A 26,164-nucleotide genomic window follows, 5' to 3' on the forward strand; every position below is an offset into this window, starting at 1 on the left:
GGTGGGCCCGGCGCGGTTGCGCGGGCGACCGTGGTCCTAATTCATATTCGCTGGTCAGGGAGTTTTCGGCGGCCGGACGTCGAATCGGTACGACAATCGGGTCAATGCCCGGAGGTGCGTGGCCGAAGGTTGCCACGTGAGGTGACGGCCGGTTAGGCTGAAGTCATCCACCATGGCGATGGGCCGAAAGGGCGGTTGATTGTGCTCTGCGCAGCCGAAGCTTTTTCACCCGGCCGCACCGCGCGGTGAACGTGAATTCGACGCCCATTCTCCTCGATGTGACCTTGCGTGACGGCGGCTATTTCAACGACCACGGTTGGACCACCCGCGAAGCCGAGTCGATCGTGCGCGCCGTCGGGGCCGCCGGCGTGCCGTACGCGGAAATCGGCTACCTGCGGCAGGCGCACGACCCGGGACGGCCGACGGCCAGCTGCCCGCCCGCCTACCTGGACGCGCTCGCGGCCGTGGCCGGGCGACCGGAGCTCGTCGTGATGGTGCGCCCCGGCGAAGCGCCGCTCGAACGCATCGCCGAGCTGCCCGACCGGGGCGTCGCCATGGTCCGGGTGCTCGTCACGGGCGGTTCGGTCGAGGCGGCCGAGCCGTACGTGGCCGCCGCCCGCGCGGCGGGTCTGGACGTGGCGATGAACCTGACGCGGGTCAGCGAGCGCGACCCCCAGCGGCTCGCCGTGGCGGTCGAGGACTGCGCGAACGCGGGCGCGCAGGTCGTCTACCTCGCCGACTCCAACGGCAGCCTCGAACCCGGCTCGGTGGCCGAGCGGGTGGGCGCGGCGGTCGGCGCGAGCCCCGTGCCGGTGGGCTTCCACGCGCACGACAACCTCGGGCTGGCGTTCGTCAACACGACCACCGCGATGGCGGCGGGCGCGACCGCGGTGGACGCGTCGATCGCGGGCATCGGCAAGGGCGGCGGCAACCTGCGGCTGGAGGTCATCGTCGCGCACCTGATCGTGCGGCACGGCGCGGAGCTGCGGCTCGACCCGATCGCCGCGGACCGCACCACGCTGGCCACCCAGTTGCGGATGATCGCCGACGGCGGCTCGAAGACCGTGGTCAGCGGGCTGCTCGACGTGAACCTGGACGGCGCGGCCCACTTCTCCGACCTGGTCGCGGCCCACGGGCTCGACGCGACGATCCTGACGCTGACCGGTCGGGGGCGACCGCCGGCCGAACCCGCCAACGACCACGGAGGTGCCGATGAGTGACTTCGTCCTCGAGCTCGACCGGATGATCGACGAGCGCAAGAAGATGACCAGCGGGCTCTACCAGACGATCCTCGCCGGCAAGGCCACCCGGCGGTTGCTGCACGACTTCGTGCTGCACCGCTGGCCGATCAAGAGCTTCTGGACCCGCAACATCCTGGGCATCGCCTCGCGGATCGAGGACCACCGGCTGCGCGTCCTGCTCGTGGAGAACATCTACGAGGAGGAGACCGGCAGGCTGTCGGGCTCCGGCCGCCACCTGGACACGTTCGCCGACTTCGGCGCGGCCGTCGGGGTCACCGCCGACGAGCTCGCCGACGCGCCGGTCGTGCCGGAGACCGCGGCGGTCGTCGAGCACAACGTGCGGGTCTGCAACACCGAGACCCACTTCACCCAGGGCGTCGCGTCGGTGCTGCTGCTGATGGAGGGCCAGCCGCCGATCGTGGACCAGGGCGGCAAGAGCATGCTCTCGGTGATGCGCGACGTCTACGGCCTGCCGGCGAAGGGGTACGAGTTCTTCGTGCACCACGCCTCGGCCGACGAGGGCGACGACGCGGTCAGCGAGCTGGAGGACGAGCACGCCGCCGCCGCGCGCGAGCTGCTCCGCCGCTACTGCGACACCCCCGAGCTGCGGCGCGACGCGATCGCCGCGCTGGCCGCCGCGCTCGAACTGCGGCACCGCCACTTCGACATGATCCTGCGGACGGCGTACGACCCGGCGGAGCCGGTGTTCCGCTACACCGCATGACGTCCCTCGCCGCCGACGGCCACGCGGTCTGGCCGCTGGCCCACCACCGGGGCCGGCTCGTGCCGCGCGACGAGGCGACCCTGCCGGTCGGCAGCATCGCGCTGCGCTACGGCATCTCGGTGTTCGAGGGGATCCGGCTCTACCGGCAGGACTCCGGTGGCGTCGCGCCCTGGCTGCCCGGGCCGCACCTCGACCGGCTGCGCAACTCGTGCCGGCTCATGGGCCTCGACGAGGGTTGCGCGGCCGACGTGCCCGCGATCGTCGACGAGCTCGTCGCCGCGCAGCGGATCGACGCGGACGGCTACGTCCGGGTCGCGGCGAGCGCGGCCAACGCCGGCGACATCGCCCAGGCCGCCGTGACCGCGTTGACGGTCACGATCACGCCGTCGGGCCGCAAGCGCTGGCTGGCCGAGCACGAGGGCATCCGGCTGGGGATCAGCGCGTGGCAGCGGCCCTCGGACGCGGTGTTCCCCAGCGCCGCCAAGAACATCTCGGCCTACGCCGGGCCGCGCCTCGCGCTCGCGCAGGCCAAGCGCGACGGCTACGACTCGTGCGTGCTGCGCACCGCCGACGGGTTGATCAGCGAGGCGCCGACGGCCACGGTGTTCCTCGTCGAGGGCGACCGCGTCGTCACACCCAGGCTCTCCGACCACGTCCTGCCCGGTGTCACGCGGGCGTGGGTGCTGGCGACCGCGGCCGCGCTCGGCCACGAGGCCGTCGAGGACGCGGTCACCGAGGAGCGGCTCACCGCGGCCGACGAGGTCTTCCTGTGCGGGACGGGCATCGAGTTCGGCCCGGTGCGCGAGGTCGCGGGCGTGCCCCTGCGCGGCTGGCCGTCCGGCCCGGTCACGAAGGCGTTGGTGGACGCGTACTTCGCGCAGGCGCGTGGCGCCGCCGTGCCGACCGGGGTCGACCTCGGCCTGCCGGGTCGGCCGTCGTGAGCGTCACCGGTCTGATCGACTGGCCGGCCGCCCTGCTCGCCACCCACGACGCGGTGGCGCGCCCGGCGGACACCCGCACGGCCACCGAGCGCGCGGTGGCCGCCGGACCGGTGTTCCGGAACAAGGAGTTCCCGCTCTCGCCGGTGCCGGTGCTGGTCCGCGCCGATCGGGCCGAACGGCTCGCGCCGCTGCTGACCCGCTACGTCGACCTGCTCGGCAAGGTCGTCGCGCTGTACCGGGCACGGCCGGACGTGCGCGACTTCTACCGGCTCGGCCCGGCCGCCGACCTCCTGGTCGACGCCGACCGCGCGGTGGGCGACGCGCCGTGGGTGTGCCGGCTCGACGGCTACCTGGAGGCGGGCTCGGAACGGCTGCGGGTGTTGGAGAACAACGCCGACTCGCCCGCGGGCACCCTGTTCACCGCGCGGATCAACGACGTGGTCGCCCGGATCCGGTCGAGCTCGCCGAGCGCGATGACGTACACCGGCGAGCACCGCTTCCTCGACGCGCTGCGAGCCGCCGCGCGTGCCGCCGCCGAACGGGACGCGGGCCGCTGCGCCGACCCGTCGCACATCGCGGTCCTCCAGCGCGCGGGCGCCCCGAGCGCGGAGAGCGTCGAGCTGGTGGAGTGCCTGCGGGCCGCCGGCGTGGACGCGTTCCTCGCCGACCCGCGCGCGATCGAGGTCGACGGTGACCGGGTGCGGTTCGACGGCAAGGCCGCCGACCTGTGCTGGAACAAGGTCAACACGGTGTCGTGGCTGCCGCACTGCCCCGACCCGGCCTTCGTCGACCGGTGGGCGCACGCCGTGCGGGACACCGCGATGGTGCACGTGAACCCGTTCGGCGCGCGGTACGTCGCGGAGAACAAGCTGACGCTGGCGTTCGTGCAGCAGCCCGAGTTCGCCGACCTGTTCACCGCCGACGAACGAGCACTGGTCGCCGAGCTGCTGCCGTGGTCGCGCAAGCTCACCCCGGCCGCGGTCGACGACGACGGCGGCCCGCTGGTCGACCGGCTGCTCGCCGACCCGCGCGAGTTCGTGCTCAAGCAGCCGTACGACATCAGGGGCGACGGCGTGACCATCGGCCACGACTGCGCTCCGGACGCGTGGCGCGACGCCGTCGCGGCCGGGCTGCGCGCGGGGCACCTCGTGCAGCGGCGGGTGGCGCCCACCGGCTACCCCGTGGTGGAGGCCGGCTCGGATCACGTGCAGGCCATGCCGATCAGCTTGGACACGTACCTGTTCGGCGGCCAGGTGGCCGGCTTCGGGTCGAAGGCGAGCCGCCACGCCAAGGTCAACATCTTCCAGGGAGGCCGGAAGTTGGCCGTGCACGTGATCGGCGACGGCTCATGACGGACGTCGGCCGTGGGCTCGCGGCGTTCGGCACGTCGGCGGTCAGCGACGCGCTGGACGTCCTGGGCGTGTCGGGCGCGCTGTGGGGCCCCACGCGCCAGTCCGGCTCCGGCGTGGTCGTCGGCCCCGCGTTCACCGTCACCTTCGAGCCGGTGGCCGAGGGCGAGCGCGCCGCCGCCGCGGACTACGTCGACGACGTGCCACCGGGCTCGGTCGTCGTGCTCGCCAACCACGGCCCGCGCTGCACGGTGTGGGGCGACATCCTCACCGAGGTCGCGGTGGCCCGGGGCGTCGCCGGGACCGTGATCGACGGCTACTGCCGCGACGTCGACGGCATCCGCGCGCTCGACTACTCGGTGTGGGCGCACGGCGCGTTCATGCGCTCCGGCAAGAACCGCGTGCGCATGGCGGCCACCCAGGAGCCGGTGACCATCGGCGCCGAGGGGGAGCGGATCACCGTGCGCCCCGGCGATCTCGTCACCGCCGACGGCAGCGGTGTCGTCGTCGTGCCGGCCGACCTCGTGGCCGAGGTGGTCGACACCGTGACGCGGGTGGCCGCCATGGAGGCCGGGGTGCTCGCCGACGTGCGGGCGGGCGTGCCGTTGCGGGTCGCCCGTGCCGACCACGGGTACAACGACGTCGCGCGGGCCACGTCGGCGAGGCCGTGAGGCTCGGGTTCAGTACGGGTTCCCGGGCACGTTGAGGTAGGTCTGGTAGAGGCCGAACCCGCCGGGGACACCGGAGGTGATGTACAGCGTCCGCCCGTCCGGCCCGCCGAACGCCGCGTTGGTGCTGTTGCGGCCGGCGGAGATGGCCCCGAGCCGTTCTCCCGACGGGGAGAAGACGTGGACGAGGCCCTCGTCGTAGGACGCCCAGTACAGGTTGCCCGCGCAGTCGACGGTCGCGCCGTCGGGCGTGCGGATGCTCGCGAACGTCGTGCGGCCGCCGGTGGTGCCGTCGGGGTTGACGGTGTACTTCACGATCGTGTTGTCGGCGGTGGCCCCGACGTAGAGCGTCTTGCCGTCGGGTGACAGGACGATGCCGTTGGGCTGTCGCAGCGTGTCGTCGACGAGGCCGACCACGCCGTCGCGGACGCGGAAGACGGCGGTTCGACCGCCTTGCTCGTCGGCGCGGTTGGCGCGCTGGTAGTTCGGGTCGGTGAAGTACGTGGTGCCGTCCGGGCCGGTGGTCAGGTCGTTGGGGGAGTTGAAGGCGCGGCCGAGGTGGTTGGCCGCGACGGTCGTGCGGCTGCGGTCGGTCAGGCTGTAGGAGGAGAGCGTGCGGTTGTCGTGGGTGGCGGCGAACAACCGCGTGCCGTCGGGCGAGACCGCGAGGCCGTTGCTGCCGGACTCGGCGATGAACGTCTCGAAGGTGGCCGGTGGCGTGTGCCGGAGCACCGACGACGGCTGCACGCCCTGCGGGCCGGTGGGGCGCTGCATGTGCGACAGCAGCAAGGTGCCCGTCCGCCGGTCCCACGTCGGGCCTTCGAGGAAGTTGAACCCTCCCCGGATGAGCTGGGCCGTCACCGCACGGGTCGGTAACGGCGGGCCGTAGGACGCGCCCGGGGTGCACGGCGAGGTCGTCGCGGCGTCGGCGGAGGTGGCGGGCACGACGGCGCCGGCGAGGGCGATCGCCACCGCCGTGAGCGTCCGCGTGCGCCGGTGGCGTGGTGCCGTGCGGTGCGTCATGGCGACTCCTTCGTCTCCTGGACGGGGCTGGTCCCGGTCGATCGCGGGATCGAGGAGGCGCCGGGTCGGGACGGTCGCCCCGACCCGGCGGCCGGTTCACCGTCCGAGTTGGACCTTGAGGATGCTCTCGTTGCTGTTGCCGGCGATGCTGTCCTTGTCGCCGCGGTTGCTGGTGGTCAGCCAGAGCCCACCGTCGGCGGACGGTTCCACGGTGCGCAGCCGTCCGTAGGTGCCGTTGAGGTACTGCTGGACGTTGGTCAGGTCGTCACCGGAGATCTCGGCTCGGTACAGCCGCGCTCCGCGCAGGCAGGCGATGTAGAGGGCGTCGCGGACCACGGCGATGCCGCTGCACGAGGCCTCGGCGACGGGGTAGGTGTGCTTGGGCGCGATGAAGCCGGGTTCGTCGCAGTCGCCCGTGGTGCCCTCGCACGTGGGCCAGCCGTAGTTGCCGCCGCGGACGATCAGGTTGGTCTCGTCCATGACGGAGTTGCCGAACTCCTGTTCCCACAGCCTGCCCTGGGAGTCGAAGGCCAGGCCTTGGGGGTTGCGGTGGCCGTAGCTCCACACGGGGGTGCCGAAGGGGTTGTCCGAGGGGACGGTGCCGTCGGGGTCGATCCGCAGGACCTTGCCGGCGAGGTTGGCGCGGTCCTGGGCCCAGTCGCCGTTCTGGCCGTCGCCGGTGGCGATGTAGAGCTTGCCGTCCGGCCCGAACCGCAGCCTGCCGCCGTTGTGGTACTTGTTGCGCGGGATGCCGGTGAGCAGCACCTGCGGGGTGCCCGTGAGCGCGCCGTCGGTGTAGCGGATGCGCACCACCCGGTTGTCGGTCGAGGTGGTGTGCATGACGTAGAGCCACGGGTCGGCCGTGAAGTCGGCGGCCACGGCCAGGCCCAGGACCCCGCCCTCGCCGTCGGTGCCCGCCGCGCCCGGCACGCGCCCGAGGCTGGTCTTCGTGCCGGTGGCGGGGTCGAGCCGGACGATCTCGAAGGCGTCCCGGCGGCCGAAGACCACCTGCCCGTCGGGCAGCGTGGTCAGGCCCCAGGGCAGGTCGGTCTCGGTGGTGACCCGGGTGACCGAGCACAGCGCCGTGGCGCACGCGCTGCCCGTGGTGACCGCGACCGCCGTGCTCGCCGCCGAGCGGTTGGCCTGCGCGTCCCGTGCCCGCACCTGGTACTGGTAGCGGGTCTCCGCGGCCAGGCCGCTGTCGGTGAAGGAGGTCGTGGACGCGCCGCTGACCGAGCCGACCTGCGTGCCGTCGCGCAGGACCTCGTAGCCGGTGACGCCGATGTTGTCGGTGGCCGGGGTCCACCGCACGGTGACCGTGGTGCCCGCGGCGGTCGCCGTCACGTCGGTGGGGGTGCTCGGTGGCTCGGTGTCGGCCTGGCACTGCGGCACGGTGATGGTGACCGTGGAACTGGCCTGGGACACGTTGCCCGCGGCGTCGCGGGCGTTGACGTACAGGCCCCAGGTGGCGCCCGGTGCGACGGTGAGGTCGGCCGACAGCGCCGTGCCCGGCACCGAGGTCATGAGCTGTCCGTCGTGGTAGACGTCGTAGAACGCCACGGCGGTGTCGTCCGCGGACGCCGACCACGAGAACGTCACCCCGGTGCACGTCAGGTTCGAGGTGCGGGGGTCGGCCGGCGCGGTCGGCGGCGTGGTGTCGACGCCGAGCTTGACCAGTTGCCACTGCTGGCCGGCGCCACCGGTGTCGGGGAGCTGGACGACCCGGGCGCCGTCGGCGGTGGAGGAGTCCAGCACGCTCACGGCCTTGCCACTGGCCCGGTTGAGCAGGCGCACGTGGCCGCCGGCGGAGTCGGCCAACCGGAACCGCTGGCCGGAGCGGTCGAGGTCGGTGCTCTGCACCAGTCCGGCGCGGTCGGCGGTGGACAGGAAGGTCAGGACCTTGTTGCTGTGCTTCGACCGGATGCGGTAGTAGCCACCGCCGGAGTCGACGAACTGCCACTGCTGCCAGGCGCCGTCGCTGCGGGTGGCCTGGGAGATCCTGGCCCCGTCGGCGGTGGCGCGTCCGTACACCTCCAGCGCCTTGCCGCTGTTGCGGTTGACCAGCACGTACGAGGCGGTGGTGTCGACCGTGGCGGCCGACGCGACGGGCGTCAGGGCCACGGTGCCGAGCACCGACAGCACCGCCACCCACACCGGTGGCCGTCGCCGGCGGCGGACCGCGCCCCTTGTCGTCGCAAGGTGATCTCGCATGGTCTTCCTCTCGCGGATTGCCAGGCAAAACGCCTTGTTATCGCTAACAAACCGAGGCGGAACAATGCTGAGTCGATGGCGGTCGACAAGCGCCGAAGTGGTCGAGCGGAGGTGTTCCTAGATGCGCTGATCGGCGGTCGCGAAGGGCGCCGGGCCGAGTCCGCGGTGGAACGAGAGCGACCTGGATCTCCATTGCGCACGTAGAGCCATGCTTCGTCTCCTTGCGAGCAGGGTGCGTGGTGGTCGTCGCCAGGTGCCGGGGGAGGGCGTTTGGGAGCGCTCCCAGATGCACCGTAGCGCACCCGGTTCGTGCCCGACAAGGCTGCAGGGTCGGCGGTTCGGTAATTGTTAGCGATAACAGCGTGCCCTCACGTGAGCGGGACCGAACCGAAGGGCGGTCGGCGACGAATGCCTGTCGTGGACCGGTCGATCGGGAAGGACGCGATGGCAGGGCGTGAGCACGAGCTCCGAGCGGTGGCGGGTGTCGGTGAGGCGGGTGACGCCTCGGCCGAGGAGTTGCTGTGCCTGGTGGCGCGCGGTGACGAGAGGGCGTTCGAGCGGTTGTACGACGTGCTGGCGGGCAAGGTGCTGAGCCTCGTCCGGCGGATCCTGCGCGACCACGCGCAGTCCGAGGAGGTCACCCAGGAGGTGCTGGTGGAGGTGTGGCGCACCGCCGCCCGGTACGACCCGGCGCGGGGCAGCGCGTCGGCGTGGGTGATGACGATGGCGCACCGCCGTGCGGTGGACCGGGTCCGCTCCGCGCAGGCCGCGACCCGGCGGGAGGACGTGGCCGCCCGCCGTGACGTCGAGACGCCGTTCGACGCGGTCAGCGAGCAGGTGGCCGCGCGCATCGAGCAGCGGCAGGTGCGGAGGTGCCTGGCGACGTTGACCGACTTGCAGCGGGAGTCCATCCTGCTCGGCTACTTCCGGGGCTACACCTACCCGGAGACGGCCTCCGTGCTCGGCATCCCGCTGGGCACGGTCAAGACGAGGATGCGTGACGGCCTGATCAGGCTGCGCGACTGCCTGGGGGTGAACCGGTGACCGACGACACCCACGCGCTGATCGGCGCCTACGTGCTCGACGCCGTCTCCGACACCGAGCGCCGCGCCTTCGACGACCACCTCGCGCACTGCACGGCCTGCGTGCGGGAGACCGCCGAACTGCGCGAGACCACCGCGCTGCTGGCCGGTGCGGCCACCGTCGAACCTCCTCGGCACCTGCGCGACCGGGTGATGACCGCCATCGCCGACACCCGCCAACTCCCGCCGGAGGCCGACGTCCGGGCGAAGACCGTCCCCATCGGACCGGAGCCGCCGGGGGCCGCGGGCGTGTGGTGGCGCCGGACCGCCGCGCTCGCCGCCGCGGCGGGCATCGCGGTCGCCGTCACGCTGGGGATCCAGGGCGCGGACGCCAACCGTCGCCTGGAACGGGACCTGCAAGCGCTGCAACAGGTCGACGGCTACCACAGCCGGATGGCCGACCTGCTGGCCGCGCCGGACGCCAAGCTCGTCCGCGGTGAGGTGACGGGCGGCGGCACGGGCACCGTGGTGGCGTCCTCCGCCCACGGCGAAGTGCTCTTCCTCGCCCACGGCCTGCCGCGACTGCCCGAGGACCGCACCTACCAGCTGTGGTTGATCGGCGCCGACGGGCCGCGGCCGGCCGGGCTGCTCACGTCGTCCGACGGGCAGGCCGACCCCCTGCTGGCGAGCGGCTTCACCGGCCGGGAGGCCGTGGGGCTGACCGTGGAGCCGAGGGGCGGATCCCCCCGGCCCACGACGCCGACCGTGGTGGTCCTTCCACTCGTCTGAGGAAGTCCGGCCGCGAAGGCCAATCCGCGACGTCGTCGGCGTCGAACACCTGGTGTGAACACAACCACGCGCAGGCACGCGGATCCCGGCACGTCGCGGCTGCCGCTGTGGGCGGCGGTCGCGACGGGCCTGATCGCGGTGGCGGCGGCCTCGGCCGCCGGGCACCTCGTCGCCGCGGTCGTCGACCCGCTCGCCTCGCCGTTCCTGGCCGTGGGCAACACGGCGATCGACCTGACACCGCACCCGGTGAAGGACTTCGCGATCCGCACGTTCGGCGAGGACGACAAAGCCGTCCTGCTGGCGGGCATGGCGTTCGTCATCGCCGTCGCCGCGGCGCTCGCCGGGCTGCTGTCCCGCCGGAGCCCGCTGCCGGGGACGATCCTGGCGGTCGGGCTCGGCGTGGTCGGCCTCGCGGCGGTGCTGGCCCGGCCCACCCTGGGCACGGCGGCCGCACTGGCCCCGTTGGTCAGTCTGCTCGTCGGCGTCCTGGTCTTCCGGTGGCTGCACCGGCTCGCGCCCCGTTCGGCGGAAGCCGCTGTGGACGGTGAGGGGACGCGTCCGGTGGACTGGCAGGTGCCCGGCCTGGGCCGCCGCCGCTTCCTGCTCACCTCCACCGCCGTCGCGGCCGCGGCCGGGGCGACCGCCGCCGCGGGCCAGCTCATCGGTGGTCGGGTCGACGTGGAGGCGTCCCGCCGTTCGATCCGCCTCACCCCCGACGTGAGCGCACCGCCCATCCCGGCGGGCGCGGACTTCGCCCGGGACGGGACGCCCGCGTTCATCACGCCCAACGCGGACTTCTACCGGGTGGACACCGCGTTGTCGGTGCCCAGGGTCCGGGCGCGGGACTGGCGCGTGCGCGTGCACGGCATGGTCGACCGCGAGCTCGTGCTCACCTACGACGACCTGCTGGACCGGCCGTTGGTGGAGAAGACGATCAGCCTCTGCTGCGTGTCCAACGAGGTCGGTGGGCCCTACATCTCCACCGCCGACTTCATCGGCGTGTCCCTGAGCGACATCCTCGCCGAGGCGGGCGTGCGGCCGGGCTCCGATCAGCTCGCGACGCGCAGCGTGGACGGCTGGACCTGCGGCACCCCTGTCGAGGACATCATGAGGCCCGGCAGCAACGCGTTGCTGGCCATCGGGATGAACGGCGAACCGCTCCCGGTCGAGCACGGCTTCCCCGTGCGCATGGTCGTGCCCGGCCTGTACGGGTTCGTCTCGGCGACCAAGTGGCTGGTCGACGCCGAACTCACCACGTTCGCCGACTTCGACGCCTACTGGGTCCGACGCGACTGGGCGCGCCGTGCCCCGATCAAGACCATGTCCCGCGTCGACCGGCCGAAGGCCTTCGAGCAGGTGCCCGCGGGGAGGTTCGTCGCCGCCGGGGTCGCCTGGGCGCAGCACAGGGGCGTCGACAAGGTCGAGGTCCGCGTCGACGGCGGTCCCTGGCAGGCCACGACCCTGAGCACGGAGGTCGACGTCGACACGTGGCGGATGTGGCGAGTCGAGCTGGACCTGCCCGCCGGGTCGCACACGCTGGAAGTGCGGGCCACCGACCGCACCGGCCACACCCAGACCGGCGAGCGGGCCGAACCGATCCCGGACGGCGCTTCCGGTTGGCACACGATCGTGTTCACCACCCGGCCTTGACCAGCCGCGACCCGGGAAGTCCGAACTTTCCCGCCGGTCCGCCAATCCGACGCGGCGACGGCGCCGAACCACTCGTGACAAGCCTCGGAGCCCTCGTTCCGAGCATCGTCCACAAAGGAGCACCCCTCATGCGCAACACCCGGCTCGCGTCCGCGATCGGCGTCCTCGCCGCGGCACTGATCTCCGTCACCGCCTGTAGCAGCGAACCGGCCGCGTCGAACACGACGTCGGCGGCGGCTCCGACGACCACGACCACCACCGAGGCGATGAGCGACGGCGTCACCCGGACCAGTGATGTCTTCGGCGCCGGCTGTGCGAGCCTGCCCGCGGACACCGAAGGCTCCCTCGACGGCATGGTCGACGACCCGGTGGCCACCGCCGCGAGCAACAACCCGTTGCTCACCAAGCTCGTGGCCGCCGTCAAGGCCGCCGGCCTCGTCGACACCCTCAACAAGGGCGACGCCGGCTACACCGTCTTCGCGCCCTACGACCCCGCGTTCGACGCCCTCGGCGCGGACGCGCTCAACGCCGTGCTGGCCGACAAGGCCAAGCTCACGACCATCCTGACCTACCACGTCGTGCCGCAGCGCATGGACAGGGACGGCATCGTGTCCTCCGCGAGCCTGCCCACCGTCCAGGGCGGCACCCTCAAGGTCGAGGGCTCCGGCGACAACATCACCGTCAACGGCTCGAAGGTGCTGTGCGGCAACATCCCCACCGCCAACGCCACCGTCTTCGTCATCGACAAGGTCATGATGCCCGCCTCCTGACCCAGGGCGTCCGACGGGAGGGATCGTGGCCGCGTTCCGGCCGCGATCCCTCCCGTCGTGTCCCGGAGGCGGCGGTGGGGCTGCCCGCGCCGGAGGGGTGACGGAGCGTAAGGTTCGCGCATGGCCGTCGGTGGCAGCAGGAGGGCGCGTGCGGCGCGCAAGCGGAAGCGCCGGATGGAGCGCGTCGAGCACGACCTCTCCGTGGCGGAGTGGGCGGCGCTCAAGGAGGCGTGGGGTGGTTGCGCCTACTGCGGGTCGACCGGGGTGCCGCTCCAGAAGGACTGCGTGCAGGCGCTGTCGCGCGGCGGGCGCTACACGCTCGACAACATCGTGCCCGCGTGCGGGTCGTGCAACGCGAGCAAGTGCAACGACGAGGTCACCGGCTGGCTGAGGCGGAAGCGGCTGGACGAGCGGGCGTTCCTGCTGCGCCACGTGGAGGTCAACGCCGAGCTGGCGTCGCGGTTCACGCCCCCGGCCGTCCAGGCGATCGAGGCGCACGACTAGCCGGCGGGACCCGCCACTTCGGCAAGGGCTCCGCATCCCGGGCTTCCGGCCGGGGGAGGGCGCTCGCGTTCGCCGCGAGCGCCCGTCCCGTCAGAACGAGTTGCCGAACGCGCTGGACAGGTGCTCCTTCGCGTCGCGCAGGGCCTCGTCGATGATGCGCGCGGCTTCCCTCGCCTGCTCCGGCTCGTGCGCGGCCTGCACCTGCAACCGGAAGCGCGAGGCGCCGGTCGGGGTGACGGGGAACTCGACCATGAACGCGAGCACCCCCCGGTCGAACAGCAGGCGGTTGACCGTCCGGGCCAGCTTCTCGTTCCCGATCAGGACCGGCACGATCGGGCTCGGCGAGCCCATGCAGGTCAACCCGCGCGTGGTCAGCTCGTCGCGCAGGGCGTGGATCGCGGAGAACAGCCGCCCGCGCAGGGCGTCGCCCTCGTCGGTGCGGATGATCTGGGCCGCCTTGAGCACCACCGCGGTCTGCATGGGGGACAGGGCGTTGGAGAAGAAGTGGGACCCGGCGAACATCTTGATGTACTGCTTCACCGCGGGCGACCCGGCCGCGACGAAGCCGCCGTTGGAGGCGAAGGTCTTGGAGAACGCGCCCATGACCAGGTCGACCTTGCCCAGCATGTCCTGCATGCCCAGGACGCCGGTGCCGCCGGGGCCCATCGAGCCGAGGTCGTGGGCGACGTCGACCAGCAGGGTCGCGTCGTAGGCGTGGCAGACCTCCTGGAGGGTGACGAGGTCCGGCCAGTCGGCGTCCACGGAGAACAGGCCGTCGGTGATGACCATGATCCCGTTGTGGGTGTCCGTGGCGCGGATCCGGGCCAGGTGGGTGCGCACCGCCTCGACGTCGAGGTGGGTGTAGCGGGTGATGTTCCTGGTCGCCGCACGCGCGCCCGTCTGCAGGCACGAGTGGGCGAGGCGGTCGATGAGGACGTGGTCCTCCTGGCGGACCAGCCCGGTGACCGTGCCGAACCCCGCCGACCACCCGTTCGAGAACAGCGTGACGTGCTCCAGGCCGACCAGCTCGCCGAGGGCGACCTCCAGCTCGTCGGAGATGCGGGTGTTGCCCAGCACCATCGGCGACCCGGCGCTGTGCGGGCCGAAGTCGCGCATCGCCCGCACCGCCGCCTCCCGGATCTCCGGGTGGGCGTTGAACGACAGGTAGTCCTGGGAGTTGAAGTTGATGCCCCTGGCCGGTTTGCTCAGGTCGTTGGTGATGGTCGCGAACCCGCCGGGCGCGGCCTCCAGGACCCGGGAGTACTGCCAGGTCTCGGTGCGCCTGCGCGCCTCCACCCAGCCGTGGAACTCCTCGGTGCGGCCGAGCAGGTTGGCCCCGACGGGCCGGAAGAAGTCGTAGGCGTTCTTGTCGAGCGCGTAGTCCTCGTCGGGGTCGATCGCGGGCGCGGCCGTCGTCGCCGGCTCCCACATCGGTTCCAGGTCGGCGCGGACCGCCGGGTAGTCCTCGCCGAAGAAGCGGACCACCTCGTCCTCCGGGAGGGTGTCCAGCTCCTCCAGGTCCTCCCACGGGATGTGGGACGCCCAGTTCCGCATCATGTCCGACACCTCGCGGGCGGCCTCGGCGACCGCCTTGGCCGCGGCGAGCGGGTCGAGGTCGGCCGCGTCGGCGGCGGCGATCAGCGCGGCGACGACCTCGCCGTCCTCGCGCTCGTGGGCCAGGACGCCGGTCATCGGGTCGCCTCCGCCGCCACGCGCAGGAACGGGTTGCGCTGGTACTCGCGGTAGGTCGCCTCGAAGTCGGCGAACGCGTCGTGCTCCAGCGAGGACTCCTTGGCCGTGTCGTTGAGCAGGAACACGTTGGACGGGTCGAAGAACTCCGACACCGGCGCCACGTCGACGTGGGTGGCGATGAACCGGTCGGTCTCCGCCTGGTTGCCGCGCAGGATCGCGAACAGCTGCAGCTCGTCGTGCCGCAGCGGCTTCATCTCCGCGAGCGTGCACACGTAGTCGTAGTAGGCCGCGGCGGTCTGGCTGCGGCGCTTGGCGGCGTACCCGGCCATGGCGGTGTCCCGGTCGGTCTCGCCGCCGAGCCACCGGCCGACCGCGTCCGCGGCCAGCTCCGCGTCACGCAGGGCGTGGGTGATCCCGAGTGCCGTGCACTGGTCCTTGAACGACTCGGCGTCGCCCACCAGCACCCAGCCGGGTCCGTGGAGCTGTCTCAGGTACGCGGCCTGGTCGAGCGTCCCGTAGAAGCGCTCCTCCCGCCGCGCCCCCGCGACGGTGTCCGCCGCCTCCTCGCTGATCAGCCCGAGCGCGCGGTGGAAGTTGCCCTCGACGTCAGCCCGGAACTCCGCGGCCCACTCGCTGGGACCCCACGTCAGCACCATGGTCTGCCCGTGGTTGGTCGAGGCCATCGCCATCCCGAGCCTGCCCCGCCGGTGGATCTGCGCGTCGGCGTCGGGGATGCCGCTGAAGTAGCTCCAGTACGCGTAGGTGCACCTCGGCCGCTCGTCGAACTTCTCGACCCCGAGAGCCCGCGCGACGAACGAGTTGCGCCCGTCGGCCCCGATCACGACCTGCGCGTGCTCGACCGTGCCGTCCCGCCCCTTGATGCCGATGACGGTCCCGTCCTCGTCCCGCAGGAGCTCTTTGACGGTGTAGCCCTCGCGGAACTCCACACCGGCGCGGACCGCGTTGTCGACCAGGATCTTGTCCAGCACGTGCCGGCGAACCGAGAAGTACTCAGTGGTGATACCGGTGTCGTCGTCGTGCAGCAATCGGAACTGGTTGCGCAGCAGCTCTTCGGGGACGCTGCCGCTTAACGAGATCCCATTGTTGACCACCGTGACCTCGGTGTGGGCGGGTGTCACGGCCCGGACCTGGTCCAACACCCCCAGGCGGTTCAGGTAGGACGCTCCGTGCGGCCAGACGAAATGCGTGGACAGGACATCACTGGGAAAACGCGACCGGTCCACCACCAAAACCCGGAGCCCCCTTCGGGCCAGGTGCGTACCGACGGCCGCCCCGGCACACCGACCACCTATCACAATGGCGTTGTACATGTCGATCATCCCAACAGTGTCGCAATACCCTGTACAGGGCCGAACGGCCGAGCGTCCCCCTGCTTTCGGGGCACCGGTCATTCACCGCCGCGATCGACGAATCGGACGCCCCGATCAGGCGGTTCCGGACGCGGATTCGAATTGCAAAGTGACGATTCCTTGCATCTCTGCGATTCCGCGCCTGATCGGCATCGGGACGCGCTCTCCGCCGGACCGCTCTTTCACCGCCGCCGAAGCCGCTCGGCGGCCAGCCTGCCCGAGATGAGCACCGGCGGGATGCCGACGCCGGGCGTGGTGCCGCCGCCCGCGAGCACGATGTTGCCGTCGCGGAACGGGAGGTTGCGCGGGCGGAACGGGCCCGTCTGGGTGAAGGTGTGCGCCGCCGAGAACGGGGTGCCGGCGGCCTGGCCGGCCCGCCCCCAGTCGTCGGGCGTCGTCACGGACAGGACCTCGACGTCGGGGTCGAGCAGCTTGCGGGCGACGAGCTCGTCCACGACCTCCGCGGCGTAGCGGCGTCCGACGGCGTCCCACCGGATCGGCGCGGCGTCCAGGTTCGGGCACGGTGCGAGCACGTAGTGCAGGTGCCGTCCCTCCGGGGCCAGCCCGGGGTCGGTGAGGGTCGGCGTGGTGAGCAGCAGGGACGGGTCGCTCATCAGGCGGCCCTCCCGGATGATCTCGTCGAACGTGGCCTCCCACGCGGCGCCGAACGAGATGGTGTGGTGGGCCGTCCCTTCGGCCACCCGGCGCGCGCCGAGGTGCACCACCATCGCCGACGGCGACCACCGCAGCGTGCGCCGTGGTTCGCCGCGCAGCAGCCGCGTGCTCTGAGCGGCGCCGGTGGCGAGCACGACGGCGTCGCACGGGAAGCGGCCGGTCGTCGTGCGGACGGCGGTCACCCGCGGGCCGGTGCGGTCGAGCGAGACCACCTCGGTGTCGTAGTGGAACCGGACCCCTGCCGCCGCGGCGGCGTCGGCGAGGGCCTGCGGGACCGCACGCATGCCGCCGCGCGGGAACCAGACGCCGGCGATCGTGTCCATGTAGGCGATCACGGCGTAGGCGGCGAGCGCGTCGGTGGGGGACACGCCCGCGTACAGCGCCTGGAACGTGAAGACCCGGCGGAGCCGGTCGTCGTGGAGGAACCGACCCACCGCCCGGGACAGGGAGCCGAAGCCGCCGAGCCGCGCGAGGGTGACGAGGTCGCGGCCGAGCAGGTCGAGCGGCGAGTCGAAGCTCGCGCCGATGAACCGGTCGCGCTCGACCCGGTACAGCCGGGTCAGCCAGGCGCGCAGCTCGCGGTAGCCCTCGGCCTCGCGGTCGCCGGCGAACCCGGCGATCGCCTGGCCCATCGCGTCGGCGTCGGTGTGCACGTCGAGCGCGCTGCCGTCGGCGAACTCCGCCCGGTACGCCGGGTGCAGCGGCACGAGGTCGAGGTGGTCGGCGAGTCGTCCGCCCACCGCCGCGAACGCGTCCTCCAGCAGTTCGGGCATGGTCAGCACGGTCGGCCCGGTGTCGACGAGGTGCCCGGCCACGTCCAACCTGCCCGCCAGGCCGCCGGGGTGGCCGTGCTGCTCCAGCACCGTCACCTCGTGCCCGGCCCCGCGCAGGTGCAGCGCGGCGGACAGGCCGGCCAGGCCCGCGCCGACCACGACGACCGAGTCCGTGCGGCCCTTGACCACGTGCACCACGGCGTTCCCCGATCAATCGCGGCGGCGGACGGCCTTGACCGCCAACTGCCTCAGGTGCGTTCGGGCGACGTCGTCGACGGCCGCCCGGTCGAGCGCGGCGAGACCGCTCGCGGTCAGCGCTTCGATGTGCTCCTCGACGGCCTCCGCGGCGCCGTGGTCGATCAGCAGCGCCCGCGCGGCGGTCACGGTCCCGTCCGGCACGGGTCCGCCGTCGAGGCAGCGGAGCAGCGTCCGCGCCGCCGCGTGGTCGCCCGCCGCGGTGGCCCGGGCGATCGCGATGGCCATCAACGGGGTGCGCTTGCCCTCGCGCAGGTCCTCGCCCACCGGTTTGCCGGTCACCGCCGGGTCGCCGAACGTGCCGATCAGGTCGTCGCGCAGCTGGAACGCCACGCCGATGTCGCGGCCGAACACGCGCAGGCACTCGATCACGTCGACCGGCGCGCCGGCGAGCGCGGCGCCGAGGTGCAGCGGCCGTTCGACGGTGTACGCGGCGGTCTTGAGCGCCGCGACCCGAAACGCGCCCTCCAACGACCGGTCCCGGCCCGCGACCGCGAGCAGGTCGAGGTGCTGACCGGCCATCATCTCCGTCCGCATCCGCTGCCACGGCCGCCACGCGCGCTGCAACGCGTCGGCGGGCAGCCCGGCCGTGACGAGCGCGTCGTCGGCCCACGCCAGCGCGAGGTCGCCGGCCAGGATCGCGGTGGAGTCGCCGTAGCGGCGGGCGCTGCCCGACCACCGCGACCGCCGGTGCCGCGCGGCGAACGCCTCGTGCACGGCGGGTCTGCCGCGCCGGGTCGCCGAGCGGTCCATCACGTCGTCGTGCACCAGCGCGCAGCACTGCAACAGCTCCAGCGCCACGAGCGCGCGCACGACGGCCTCGGCCGTGTCGCCGTGCACCTCGCCGCCCGCCGCCCGCCAGCCCCACCACGCGAACGCGGGCCTGATCCGCTTGCCGCCGGCCAGGGCCAGCGCGCGGACCTCCTCGGCCAGTTCCCCTGCGGCGTCGACCTCCGGGCGCGTGCGGAAGAAGTCGTCCAGCTCGCCGGCGAACCGCGCCGCGAACGAGTCGGGCGCCGGGGGAGTGGGCGTGCGGGTGTCGACGCCGGCCAACAGCGACATCGTCGCTCCCTCGCGTGGTGGGTCGGGGCTCTGCGGATCGAGCTAAGCAGCGCGACGCGCGTCCCGCACAACGAGCGGCGTTGGTTGTGCGGTGGGTCGCGGGCCGACTTAGCGTGAGGAGGTGCCATCGCGGGAAGGACGCCCACGCATGTCCGCAGACCGGGAACTGGATGCCGCGGGCATCACCGAACCACAGCTGCGCGACGCCTATCGACGGTGCCGCGCGCTCAACGCCGAACACGGCCGCACGTACTACCTGGCGACGAGGATGCTCGGCCCGGAGCAGCGGCCCGCCGTGCACGCGCTGTACGGCTTCGCCCGGCGGGTGGACGACATCGTCGACGACGTCCACAGCGGACCGGCGCGCAAGGCCGAGGGCCTGGCGGCGGTCGAGGCCGACCTCGCCTCCGCGCTGGACCTGGGCACGAGTGCCGATCCCGTCGTGACGGCGCTGCTGGACACCGTGCGCCGGTACGACATCCCCACCGCGCACTTCCGCGACTTCATGGCGTCCATGCGGATGGACCTGACCGTCACCGACTACGCCACCCGCGCCGAGCTGATGCGGTACGCGCACGGTTCGGCGGCGGTCATCGGCCTGCAGGTGCTGCCGGTGCTCGGGACGGTCGTGCCCAGGCAGGAGGCGGAGCCCGCGGCCGCCGCCCTCGGGATCGCCTTCCAGCTCACCAACTTCATCCGCGACGTCGGGGAGGACCTCGACCGCGGCCGGGTGTACCTGCCCGCCGACGAGCTGGCGGCCTTCGGCGTCGACCGGGACCGGCTGGCGTGGGCCCGTGCCGCCGGCCGCGTCGACGACCGGGTCCGGGCGGCCCTGCGCGACCAGGTCCGGCGCACGCGCCAGGAGTACGCCCGGGCGCTGCCGGGCATCGCGATGCTCGCGCCGCGCTCGCGACCGTGCGTGAGCACCGCCTACCGGCTCTACGGCCGGATCCTCGACCTGGTCGAGGAAGCGGACTGCGACGTGCTGTCCCGGCGCGTCGCGGTGTCGAACGGCCGCCGGCTCGCGGTCGCGCTGCCCGCGTTCGCGAGGGCCGTGCTCGCCCGTACGGCCTGACCACCTGAGGAGTGACATGCCCGACCGTCTGCCGTTGCGCGCGTTCGCGAGGGCCGTCCTCGCCCGCACGGCCTGACCACCTGAGGAGTGACATGCCCGACCGCTTGCCGTTGCGCGCGTTCACCAGCCCGCCCTGGTCGCAGCAGGAACCGACCTGGCGGGACGCGAAACCCGCGCTCATCGAGACGGCGCTGAAACGCGCCACCGCCCGGCCCTCCGGCAACTGGTTCGTGGTCGCCGCGAGCCGCGAGGTGGTGCGGGACCGGCCGTTCGGTCGGACCGTCGCCGGGCGCGAGGTGGTGCTGTGGCGCGGGCCGGGCGACGTGCCGGTGGCCGGTCCCGGCTCGTGCCCGCACCTGGGTGCGCCGCTGTGCGACGGCGCGGTCAGCGGCGGCAGGCTGGTCTGCCGGTGGCACGGGCTGGCACTGGGCGGAGAGCGGTTCGGCGGGTGGAGCCCGTTCCCCGCGCACGACGACGGCGTGCTCGTCTGGGTGCGACTGGACGACGTGGGCGGCGAGGAACCCCTGCCCGAACCGGTTCTGCCCGCACGTCCGGCGGGCAGGGGGCTCGACGCGGTCACCACGCTGATCGGCCGCTGCGAGCCCGAGGACGTGATCGCGAACCGGCTCGACCCGTGGCACGGGGCGTGGTTCCACCCCTACTCGTTCGCGAACCTCCGGGTGCTGGAGACGCCCACCGAGGAGCGGGACCGGTTCCTGGTCGAGGTGACGTTCCGGGTGGTCGGCAGGCTCGGCGTGCCGGTGACCGCCGAGTTCACCTGCCCCGAACCGCGCACGGTGGTGATGCGCATCGTCGCCGGCGTCGGTGAGGGCAGCGTGGTCGAAACCCACGCCACCCCGCTGGGCGAGGGGCGGACGGCCGTGGTCGAGGCGACCCTCGCGCACTCCGATCGACCCGGGTTCGCGCTGGTCAGCAGGGCCGCGCCGGCGATCCGGCCGGTGATGCGGCGGGCCGCCGCACGGCTGTGGCGCGACGACCTCGCCTACGCCGAGCGCCGCTACGCCCTCCGGTCGAAGGGCGTGTTGCCCGGCTGAGACACCCTCAAGTTGAAACGGTTCTGAGTCGATTTTACGATGGGGTCCGTCAGCATCGCCGACTCGCCGAGGACGTGCGCCATGCCCGAGCTCTCCCGCCTGCCCCGCCCCGTCGCCGAGTCCTGGGACTGGCAGCTCTCCGGTCTGTGCCGAGGCATGGACAGCACCTACTTCTTCCACACGCCCAACGAGCGCGGCTCCGCCCGTGAGCGGCGCGAAGCCATGGCGAAGGCCATCTGCCACCGGTGCCCGGTGATGCGGGAGTGCCGCGAGCACGCGCTGGAGGTGCACGAGACGTTCGGCATCTGGGGCGGCCTGGGTGAGAGCGAACTGCGGGCTATGCTCTCCGAACGCGCCAGGAAGTGAGCCCGCAGTCGATGAGTTGGACACCCCGCGCGGTCGCGGCGATGCTCGGCATCTCACCGACCACGCTGCGCACGTGGGACCAGCGCTACGGGCTCGGGCCGTCCGACCGCACGGCGGGCGGGCACCGCCGCTACCGCGACGACGAGGTGGACCGGCTGCGGCGCATGATCGCGTTGACCGCGCAGGGCGTCGCGCCCGCCGCCGCGGCCCGGCAGTCGCTGGAGCACGCCCCGGCGTCGCCGCCGCCTGCCAGGCCCGAGCTCACCGCCGCCGCGGCCCGTTCCGCCCGGCGCGGGTTCCTGGCCGCCGCCGACCGCCTCGACGAGCCGCGCGTGCGGCGGTTGGCGGCCGAGCTGATCGCCGGGCACGGTGTCGTGGCGGCCTGGCAGGAGGTGCTCGCGCCGTTCCTCGTCGAACTGGGCGAGCGGGTGCGCAAGCGCGGCGCCGGGATCGAGGTGGAGCACCTGGCCAGCGCGGGCCTGCTGCACGCGCTGCGCGCGGTGCCCCACCCCGAGCGCGACGGCGTGCTGACCGCGTTGCTGTCGTGCGCACCGGACGAGCAGCACACGTTGGCGCTGGAAGCACTCGGTGCCGCACTGTCCGAAGCGGACCGCCGGTGGCGCAGCCTCGGCGCGCGGGTGCCGTCGACGGCGTTGCGCGACGCGCTGGAACGCCTGCGCCCGGCGGTGGTCGTGGTCTGGGCGCACCACGTCGACCTCGCCGCCGCCGTGCCGATCGGGGAACTGGGGCGGAGCACCGACGCGGTGCTCCTGGCCGCGGGCCCCGGCTGGGAAGGGCTGTCGTTGCCCGAGTCCGTGCGCCGGCCGGCCACGCTGGCCGACGCCGTGCGCCTGGTCGTGGACCCGCTTGGCGGTTAGTGGCGTGGCCGGCACCGGTGCGGGTAGGTAGCCGCACCGTCCTCGCGTCACACCGCCCCGGCCACCGGGGTCGAACTCGTCGGTGCCGCCGCGCGTTCCTCGGGTGATCGGTGGAAGATCGCCAGGAGGGCGAACCAGACCAGGATCAAGATGCCGGCCGGACGCAAGAACGATTCCGGGAGCACGTTGCCCACGAAGGAGTACGCGGCGAGCCAGACGCCCGTGACCACGCCGACCGCGCGGACCGGCCACGTCTTGCCGACCAGGGAACTCGACACGATCCAGACGCCGGCGAGGACGTGTCCGCCGAGCCGGACCGCCCAGGCGGTGTCGTGCGCGACGTCGTTGATCATCAGGATGCCGGCGAGCACGTCCAGTGCCACCCAGCCGTAGCCGGCGGCCTTGGCCCACGGCGCCGCGTCCAGGCGCGAGACGAGGAAGAGGATGGAGAGGTGGAAGAAGACGCCCAGGTATTCGCCCCACGCCACGCGCGGGTCCACGAAGAAGGCGACAACGGCCGGGAGGAAGAGCACGAGCGGGAGGAGTGCCGCAAAGCGCAGGTCGGCGTGGTGCCGTCGGCTGGCGAGCATCGAAGAAGTCCTTAAGTTCGGCTGCCTTGTAGGGTCGAACCGTAGAAGGGTGGTGTTGACATGTCAACACTTGGTCCGGGTGAGTCGACCGAGCTGTGGCTGCTGTGGAAGCGCGCGTACGAGACGGTTCGCGCCGCGGTCATCGCCGACATGACCACGGCGTCCGGGCTCTCCGAGGCAGAGCTGAGTGTGTTGGTGTGCCTGCACGAATCGGGCGGTGCACTGCGGCAGAACGCCATCGCCGCAGCCCTGGGCTGGGACCGGACCCGGCTCTCGCACCAGCTGACCAGGATGGAGAAGCGCGACTACATCGAGCGCGGCAAGGTCGCGAACGGGGTCGAGGTCACCCTGCGACCGGCGGGACGGCGCACGGTCGACGCGTCGGTGCCGACCCTGGACGCCTCGACTCGTCGTCACCTGCTGGACCGCCTGGGCCCCGACGACGCGAAGGCGCTCAAGGACATCGTCGAGCGGTTGCTGTCCGGCGAGAACAGCCGCTGACCACCCGTCTCGGCTACCCGTCCCCACCAGTGCCGTCGCGGTGCTGGGACGGGTCGTCGGGCGCCGGGGTCCGGCCCCACCGGCGGGCGACGGCGCGCAGCAGAGGACCCCGACCCGCGGTGGGCACGCTCCACAGCTCCGTCCCGGCGACGCCCCACCGGCTCAGCAGCCGGTTCGCCGCGGCGAACCCCGTGGTCGCCGCGCGTTCCATCAGCGCGACGGGCAGGTCGATCCGCACCAGGTCGCCCGCCAGCACGAGGAACTCGTCCGGGGTGCCCACGGTGGGTCGACGGGCGAACCCTCCCGCCGGGAACAGCGGGCAGTCGGCCCGCAGCTCGTGCCGCTCGTCCACCACACCCGCCCGCTTGGTCTCCGGGTAGACCTCGGTGAGCTGCTCCCACAGCCGCGCCCGGGGATCGGGCTCGTCGGACGGCAGCGCGTACCCGTGCAGCTCCACCACCGAGCCGCCGGTGCGGGCGGCCCAGGCCCGCGCCTCGTGCTCGTAGTGGTCGAGCACGCTCACGTTGTCCAGCAGCCCGTACCCGCTGGTGCCGAGGAAACCCGGGCGGTCGGGTTCCACCGGCCGGTCGAGCCAGTACCGCGACACCAGGAACGGCGGCGCGGTCCGCAGGTCCGCGATCCGCTCGCGCCACGCGGCGTCACCCAGCCCGGGTGACGCGGCCACGACCCGGCGCAGCCCGGGCACGTCGGCGGCCAGCACGACCGCGTCCGCGTCGAGCACGTCACCGGCCACGTCCACCGCGAACCGCCTGGTCCCGCCGGGTCGCACCGACCGCACCTCGACGCCCCGCCGCACGGTGGCGCCCAGCTCGGCGAGGTGGCGGCCGAGCGGTTCCCACAGGCCGTGCGGGAACGGGTCGGCCGCCACGTCGAACAGCAGGCCCTCCGCCGAGCCGAGGAAGTAGACGTGGAACATCACCGCCAGCTCGGCCGCCGACATGCGGCTCGGGTGGGCGAAGAAGCTGCGCGAGAACACCTCGAACGCCAGCGCGTGCGCGGGCCGGGGGAAGCGGATCCGCTCCAGGTAGGTGGCCGCGTCCAGCCCGTCGAGCTCCCGGTAGACCTCGGGCACCGACACGTCCAGCAGCGGCAACGCCGCCCGCGCGTCCACCGACGGCAGGTCGGACCACCGGAACGTCGGGCTGCGGCGCAGGAAGGCCAGCGCGTTCCAGGGCAAGGTCGTGGGCAGCCCGGCGAACCCGTCCCGGTGCCCGCCGGTGTGCCACAGCGGGTAGTCGGGCAGGCCCACCAGCGCCCGACCGCCGGGATCGACCCGGCGCAGCAACGAGCGCAGGTTGTAGTACTGCCGGAAGAACGCGTGGAAGCCGCGCGTCATCGTGACCTCGCTGCCGTCGGCGAGCCGGGTCGGCCACCCGCCCACCCGGCCGCCGAGGTGGTGCTCGCGCTCGCACACCACGACCCGGGCCCCGCGCTCGGCGAGGATCGTGGCGGCGGCCAGCCCCGCGATGCCCGCGCCGACCACGACCACCGTCGGCGCGTCCCCGTCGAACCGCGTGCGACCCGAGGGTGCGGCGACGCGAACCGCCTTGCGGTCACGAGGCTTCACGGGCGCTCCCGTTCCGGCGCACGCCCCGCGAAGGTGTGCACGACCCCGAGCTGCCACCCCGGCACCGGACGGCTGCGCACGCCGACGAACCCGGTGCGCCGGAGTCGGTCGCGCAGCGCGCCCGCGCCGTCGAACCGCAGCACGCTGCGCCACAGGTAGGTGTAGAGCGAGCGGTCGCCGGTGAGCAGCCACCCGGCCGGCACGACGACGAGTCCGCACATCGCGGTCCAGATCGCCGTGCGCGGCAGGGAATCCCGCACGGAGTACTCGTGCAGCACGAGAGGCGCACCCGGCTTCAACAGCCCGCGCACGGCCCGCAGCGCGGCGTCGGGATCGGTCAGGTTGCGCACGAGGTAGGCGGCGAACACCGCGTCGAACGGCCCGCGCACCTCCAGGTCCTCGACCCGGCTGTGCACGAACGCGACGGTGTCCGGCCACCGCTTGGCCCGTGCCCGCGCGAGCATCCCGGCGGACGCGTCCACCGCGACGACCTCCGCCTCCGGCGCCACGTCCAGCAACGCCGCGGTCGACGCGCCCGTGCCGCAGCCCAGGTCCAGCAAGCGCAGCCCGGCGCCGCGTCCGCGCAGGCCGAGCGCCCGCGCCGAGGTCCGCAACGCCCGGTGGTAACCGGGGTTCAGCCCGACCAGCAGGTCGTAGCCCCGCGCCGCGCGGTCGAACGACCCCGGCACGTCAGCGGCGGTCAGCCGAGTCACGCGCACTCCTCCTCCGCTCCCACAGCAGCAGCACCGCGGTCACCATCGCGAACCCGTACAGGAAGTCCTCGACCGGGATGTCCCACGGCGCCCGCACCCCGCTGATCGCCCAGTCCGCGTACAGCACGACGGGCGCGTCGAGCCTGGTCAACCACCCGTCCACCGGGACCTGGAAGCCGAGCACGATCGCCATCGTGACCCAGTAGACGACCCGTCGGAACAACCCCGTGCGCAGGACCAGCAGCTCCCACAGCACCACCAGGACCGCCGCGGTGGTCGCGGCCAGCAGGTACTCCCTAGCCATCGCGCAACAACCGGCCGACGGCTTCGTAGGTCAGCAAGGCGCAGAGCGGGATGGCGACGAAGAACAACACCTCTTCGATCGGCAGGACACCGCCCAGCACCACGCCCGTCGTGCCGTCGCGGTGGAAGCTCCAGTGCCCGCGCGCGATCGCCACGACGTCCCACACGACCAGCACCAGCAGCACGGGCAGGACCGTCCGGGCCACGTCCGGACCGCGGCGGTACACACCGCGGCCCACCCACTCCAACGGCAACGTGACGAGCAAACACACGGCGAGCACGGCCACGTACTCGTACTGGCTTCTCATCGCACCTCCGCGGCTCTGCCTGTCGTCGACAGTAAGAGCACGCACGTGGGTCCGCATGACAAGCGGCC

26 protein-coding genes are annotated in these 26,164 nt (G+C 73.0%); 15 read left to right on the top strand and 11 right to left on the bottom strand.

The annotated features are described in order from the left end of the window. The first annotated feature begins 278 nt into the window (after positions 1 to 278). From ABTZ99_RS08510 to ABTZ99_RS08530, 5 genes are read left to right on the top strand one after another with little or no spacing between them, the layout of a single operon-like run. A complete protein-coding gene (locus ABTZ99_RS08510; RefSeq protein ID WP_498782619.1) occupies positions 279 to 1,220 on the top strand; it encodes a hydroxymethylglutaryl-CoA lyase-like TIM-barrel protein in 942 nt (313 codons plus the stop codon). Continuing rightward, positions 1,213 to 1,965 (top strand): iron-containing redox enzyme family protein, encoded by a 753-nt coding sequence (locus ABTZ99_RS08515; RefSeq protein ID WP_498782617.1) that lies wholly within the window; start codon positions 1,213 to 1,215, stop codon positions 1,963 to 1,965. The genes ABTZ99_RS08510 and ABTZ99_RS08515 overlap by 8 nt, the downstream gene beginning before the upstream one ends. Then, positions 1,962 to 2,906, top strand: coding sequence for an aminotransferase class IV (locus ABTZ99_RS08520; RefSeq protein WP_499609552.1), 945 nt, complete (start codon positions 1,962 to 1,964; stop codon positions 2,904 to 2,906). The genes ABTZ99_RS08515 and ABTZ99_RS08520 overlap by 4 nt, the downstream gene beginning before the upstream one ends. Beyond that, a complete protein-coding gene (locus ABTZ99_RS08525) occupies positions 2,903 to 4,258 on the top strand; it encodes a hypothetical protein (protein WP_499609554.1) in 1,356 nt (451 codons plus the stop codon). Before ABTZ99_RS08520 ends, ABTZ99_RS08525 begins: the two co-directional genes overlap by 4 nt. Further along, the gene (locus ABTZ99_RS08530; protein WP_498782611.1) at positions 4,255 to 4,926 is read left to right on the top strand and encodes an RraA family protein; all 672 of its coding nucleotides are present in this window, start codon (positions 4,255 to 4,257) and stop codon (positions 4,924 to 4,926) included. Before ABTZ99_RS08525 ends, ABTZ99_RS08530 begins: the two co-directional genes overlap by 4 nt. A gap of 9 nt (positions 4,927 to 4,935) precedes the next feature. Here the strand turns inward: ABTZ99_RS08530 and ABTZ99_RS08535 are convergent, their stop codons facing one another. Both ABTZ99_RS08535 and ABTZ99_RS08540 read right to left on the bottom strand, forming a co-directional pair. After that, positions 4,936 to 5,946, bottom strand: a complete 1,011-nt coding sequence (locus ABTZ99_RS08535) for an SMP-30/gluconolactonase/LRE family protein (protein WP_499609557.1) — start codon at positions 5,944 to 5,946, stop codon at positions 4,936 to 4,938. Between the two features lie 96 nt (positions 5,947 to 6,042). Further along, positions 6,043 to 8,157 carry a PQQ-dependent sugar dehydrogenase gene (locus tag ABTZ99_RS08540; protein WP_499609560.1) on the bottom strand — a complete coding sequence of 705 codons (2,115 nt, stop codon included), beginning with the start codon at positions 8,155 to 8,157 and terminating at the stop codon, positions 6,043 to 6,045. 444 nt (positions 8,158 to 8,601) lie between these two features. Here ABTZ99_RS08540 and sigK point away from each other — a divergent pair, with 444 nt between their 5' ends. From sigK to ABTZ99_RS08565, 5 genes are all read left to right on the top strand, one after another. Beyond that, the gene (sigK, locus tag ABTZ99_RS08545) at positions 8,602 to 9,201 is read left to right on the top strand and encodes an ECF RNA polymerase sigma factor SigK (protein WP_498782605.1); all 600 of its coding nucleotides are present in this window, start codon (positions 8,602 to 8,604) and stop codon (positions 9,199 to 9,201) included. Next, positions 9,198 to 9,968, top strand: coding sequence for an anti-sigma factor (locus ABTZ99_RS08550; protein ID WP_498782603.1), 771 nt, complete (start codon positions 9,198 to 9,200; stop codon positions 9,966 to 9,968). Before sigK ends, ABTZ99_RS08550 begins: the two co-directional genes overlap by 4 nt. A gap of 54 nt (positions 9,969 to 10,022) precedes the next feature. Then, the gene (locus ABTZ99_RS08555) at positions 10,023 to 11,618 is read left to right on the top strand and encodes a molybdopterin-dependent oxidoreductase (RefSeq protein ID WP_499609563.1); all 1,596 of its coding nucleotides are present in this window, start codon (positions 10,023 to 10,025) and stop codon (positions 11,616 to 11,618) included. Positions 11,619 to 11,746: 128 nt separating this feature from the next. Further along, on the top strand, positions 11,747 to 12,388 hold the full coding sequence (locus ABTZ99_RS08560; protein WP_498782599.1) for a fasciclin domain-containing protein: 642 nt from the start codon (positions 11,747 to 11,749) through the stop codon (positions 12,386 to 12,388). A 120-nt stretch (positions 12,389 to 12,508) separates the two neighbouring features. After that, positions 12,509 to 12,892: an HNH endonuclease gene (locus tag ABTZ99_RS08565; RefSeq protein WP_498782597.1), complete on the top strand. Its 384-nt coding sequence runs from the start codon at positions 12,509 to 12,511 to the stop codon at positions 12,890 to 12,892. Between the two features lie 90 nt (positions 12,893 to 12,982). Here ABTZ99_RS08565 and ABTZ99_RS08570 read toward each other — a convergent pair whose 3' ends face one another. From ABTZ99_RS08570 to ABTZ99_RS08585, 4 genes are all read right to left on the bottom strand, one after another. After that, positions 12,983 to 14,584, bottom strand: a complete 1,602-nt coding sequence (locus ABTZ99_RS08570) for an aminotransferase class I/II-fold pyridoxal phosphate-dependent enzyme (protein WP_499609566.1) — start codon at positions 14,582 to 14,584, stop codon at positions 12,983 to 12,985. Continuing rightward, positions 14,581 to 15,924, bottom strand: a complete 1,344-nt coding sequence (locus ABTZ99_RS08575) for an NAD(P)/FAD-dependent oxidoreductase (protein WP_499609569.1) — start codon at positions 15,922 to 15,924, stop codon at positions 14,581 to 14,583. Before ABTZ99_RS08575 ends, ABTZ99_RS08570 begins: the two co-directional genes overlap by 4 nt. 212 nt (positions 15,925 to 16,136) lie before the next feature. Continuing rightward, positions 16,137 to 17,597, bottom strand: a complete 1,461-nt coding sequence (gene crtI, locus ABTZ99_RS08580) for a phytoene desaturase family protein (protein ID WP_499609706.1) — start codon at positions 17,595 to 17,597, stop codon at positions 16,137 to 16,139. Between the two features lie 15 nt (positions 17,598 to 17,612). Beyond that, on the bottom strand, positions 17,613 to 18,719 hold the full coding sequence (locus ABTZ99_RS08585) for a polyprenyl synthetase family protein (protein ID WP_499609572.1): 1,107 nt from the start codon (positions 18,717 to 18,719) through the stop codon (positions 17,613 to 17,615). Positions 18,720 to 18,867: 148 nt separating this feature from the next. Here ABTZ99_RS08585 and ABTZ99_RS08590 point away from each other — a divergent pair, with 148 nt between their 5' ends. The 4 genes from ABTZ99_RS08590 (at position 18,868) to ABTZ99_RS08605 (ending at position 22,093) form a co-directional block, all read left to right on the top strand. Continuing rightward, positions 18,868 to 19,794 (top strand): phytoene/squalene synthase family protein, encoded by a 927-nt coding sequence (locus ABTZ99_RS08590; protein ID WP_499609575.1) that lies wholly within the window; start codon positions 18,868 to 18,870, stop codon positions 19,792 to 19,794. A gap of 92 nt (positions 19,795 to 19,886) precedes the next feature. Next, the gene (locus tag ABTZ99_RS08595; RefSeq protein WP_499609577.1) at positions 19,887 to 20,849 is read left to right on the top strand and encodes a DUF5914 domain-containing protein; all 963 of its coding nucleotides are present in this window, start codon (positions 19,887 to 19,889) and stop codon (positions 20,847 to 20,849) included. Between the two features lie 81 nt (positions 20,850 to 20,930). Next, positions 20,931 to 21,215 carry a WhiB family transcriptional regulator gene (locus tag ABTZ99_RS08600; protein ID WP_498782585.1) on the top strand — a complete coding sequence of 95 codons (285 nt, stop codon included), beginning with the start codon at positions 20,931 to 20,933 and terminating at the stop codon, positions 21,213 to 21,215. Between the two features lie 11 nt (positions 21,216 to 21,226). Continuing rightward, on the top strand, positions 21,227 to 22,093 hold the full coding sequence (locus ABTZ99_RS08605; protein ID WP_499609579.1) for a MerR family transcriptional regulator: 867 nt from the start codon (positions 21,227 to 21,229) through the stop codon (positions 22,091 to 22,093). 47 nt (positions 22,094 to 22,140) lie between these two features. Here ABTZ99_RS08605 and ABTZ99_RS08610 read toward each other — a convergent pair whose 3' ends face one another. Further along, the gene (locus ABTZ99_RS08610; protein ID WP_498782581.1) at positions 22,141 to 22,683 is read right to left on the bottom strand and encodes a hypothetical protein; all 543 of its coding nucleotides are present in this window, start codon (positions 22,681 to 22,683) and stop codon (positions 22,141 to 22,143) included. Positions 22,684 to 22,743: 60 nt separating this feature from the next. Here ABTZ99_RS08610 and ABTZ99_RS08615 point away from each other — a divergent pair, with 60 nt between their 5' ends. Continuing rightward, a complete protein-coding gene (locus ABTZ99_RS08615; RefSeq protein WP_498782579.1) occupies positions 22,744 to 23,184 on the top strand; it encodes a MarR family winged helix-turn-helix transcriptional regulator in 441 nt (146 codons plus the stop codon). Positions 23,185 to 23,197: 13 nt separating this feature from the next. On the opposite strand, the gene ABTZ99_RS08620 is transcribed toward ABTZ99_RS08615, so the two are convergent. The 4 genes from ABTZ99_RS08620 to ABTZ99_RS08635 are packed head-to-tail and all read right to left on the bottom strand — an operon-like array spanning position 23,198 to position 26,096. Beyond that, the gene (locus ABTZ99_RS08620) at positions 23,198 to 24,772 is read right to left on the bottom strand and encodes an FAD-dependent oxidoreductase (RefSeq protein WP_499609582.1); all 1,575 of its coding nucleotides are present in this window, start codon (positions 24,770 to 24,772) and stop codon (positions 23,198 to 23,200) included. Further along, entirely contained in the window at positions 24,769 to 25,485 is a 717-nt protein-coding gene (locus ABTZ99_RS08625) for a class I SAM-dependent methyltransferase (RefSeq protein WP_499609585.1), read from the bottom strand. Before ABTZ99_RS08625 ends, ABTZ99_RS08620 begins: the two co-directional genes overlap by 4 nt. After that, entirely contained in the window at positions 25,463 to 25,789 is a 327-nt protein-coding gene (locus ABTZ99_RS08630; RefSeq protein WP_498782573.1) for a lycopene cyclase domain-containing protein, read from the bottom strand. The genes ABTZ99_RS08625 and ABTZ99_RS08630 overlap by 23 nt, the downstream gene beginning before the upstream one ends. Further along, the gene (locus ABTZ99_RS08635) at positions 25,782 to 26,096 is read right to left on the bottom strand and encodes a lycopene cyclase domain-containing protein (protein WP_499609587.1); all 315 of its coding nucleotides are present in this window, start codon (positions 26,094 to 26,096) and stop codon (positions 25,782 to 25,784) included. Before ABTZ99_RS08635 ends, ABTZ99_RS08630 begins: the two co-directional genes overlap by 8 nt. Positions 26,097 to 26,164 lie beyond the last annotated feature (68 nt).

The organism is Actinosynnema sp. NPDC002837 (assembly GCF_040295345.1).
Classification (GTDB): Bacteria; Actinomycetota; Actinomycetes; order Mycobacteriales; family Pseudonocardiaceae; genus Actinosynnema.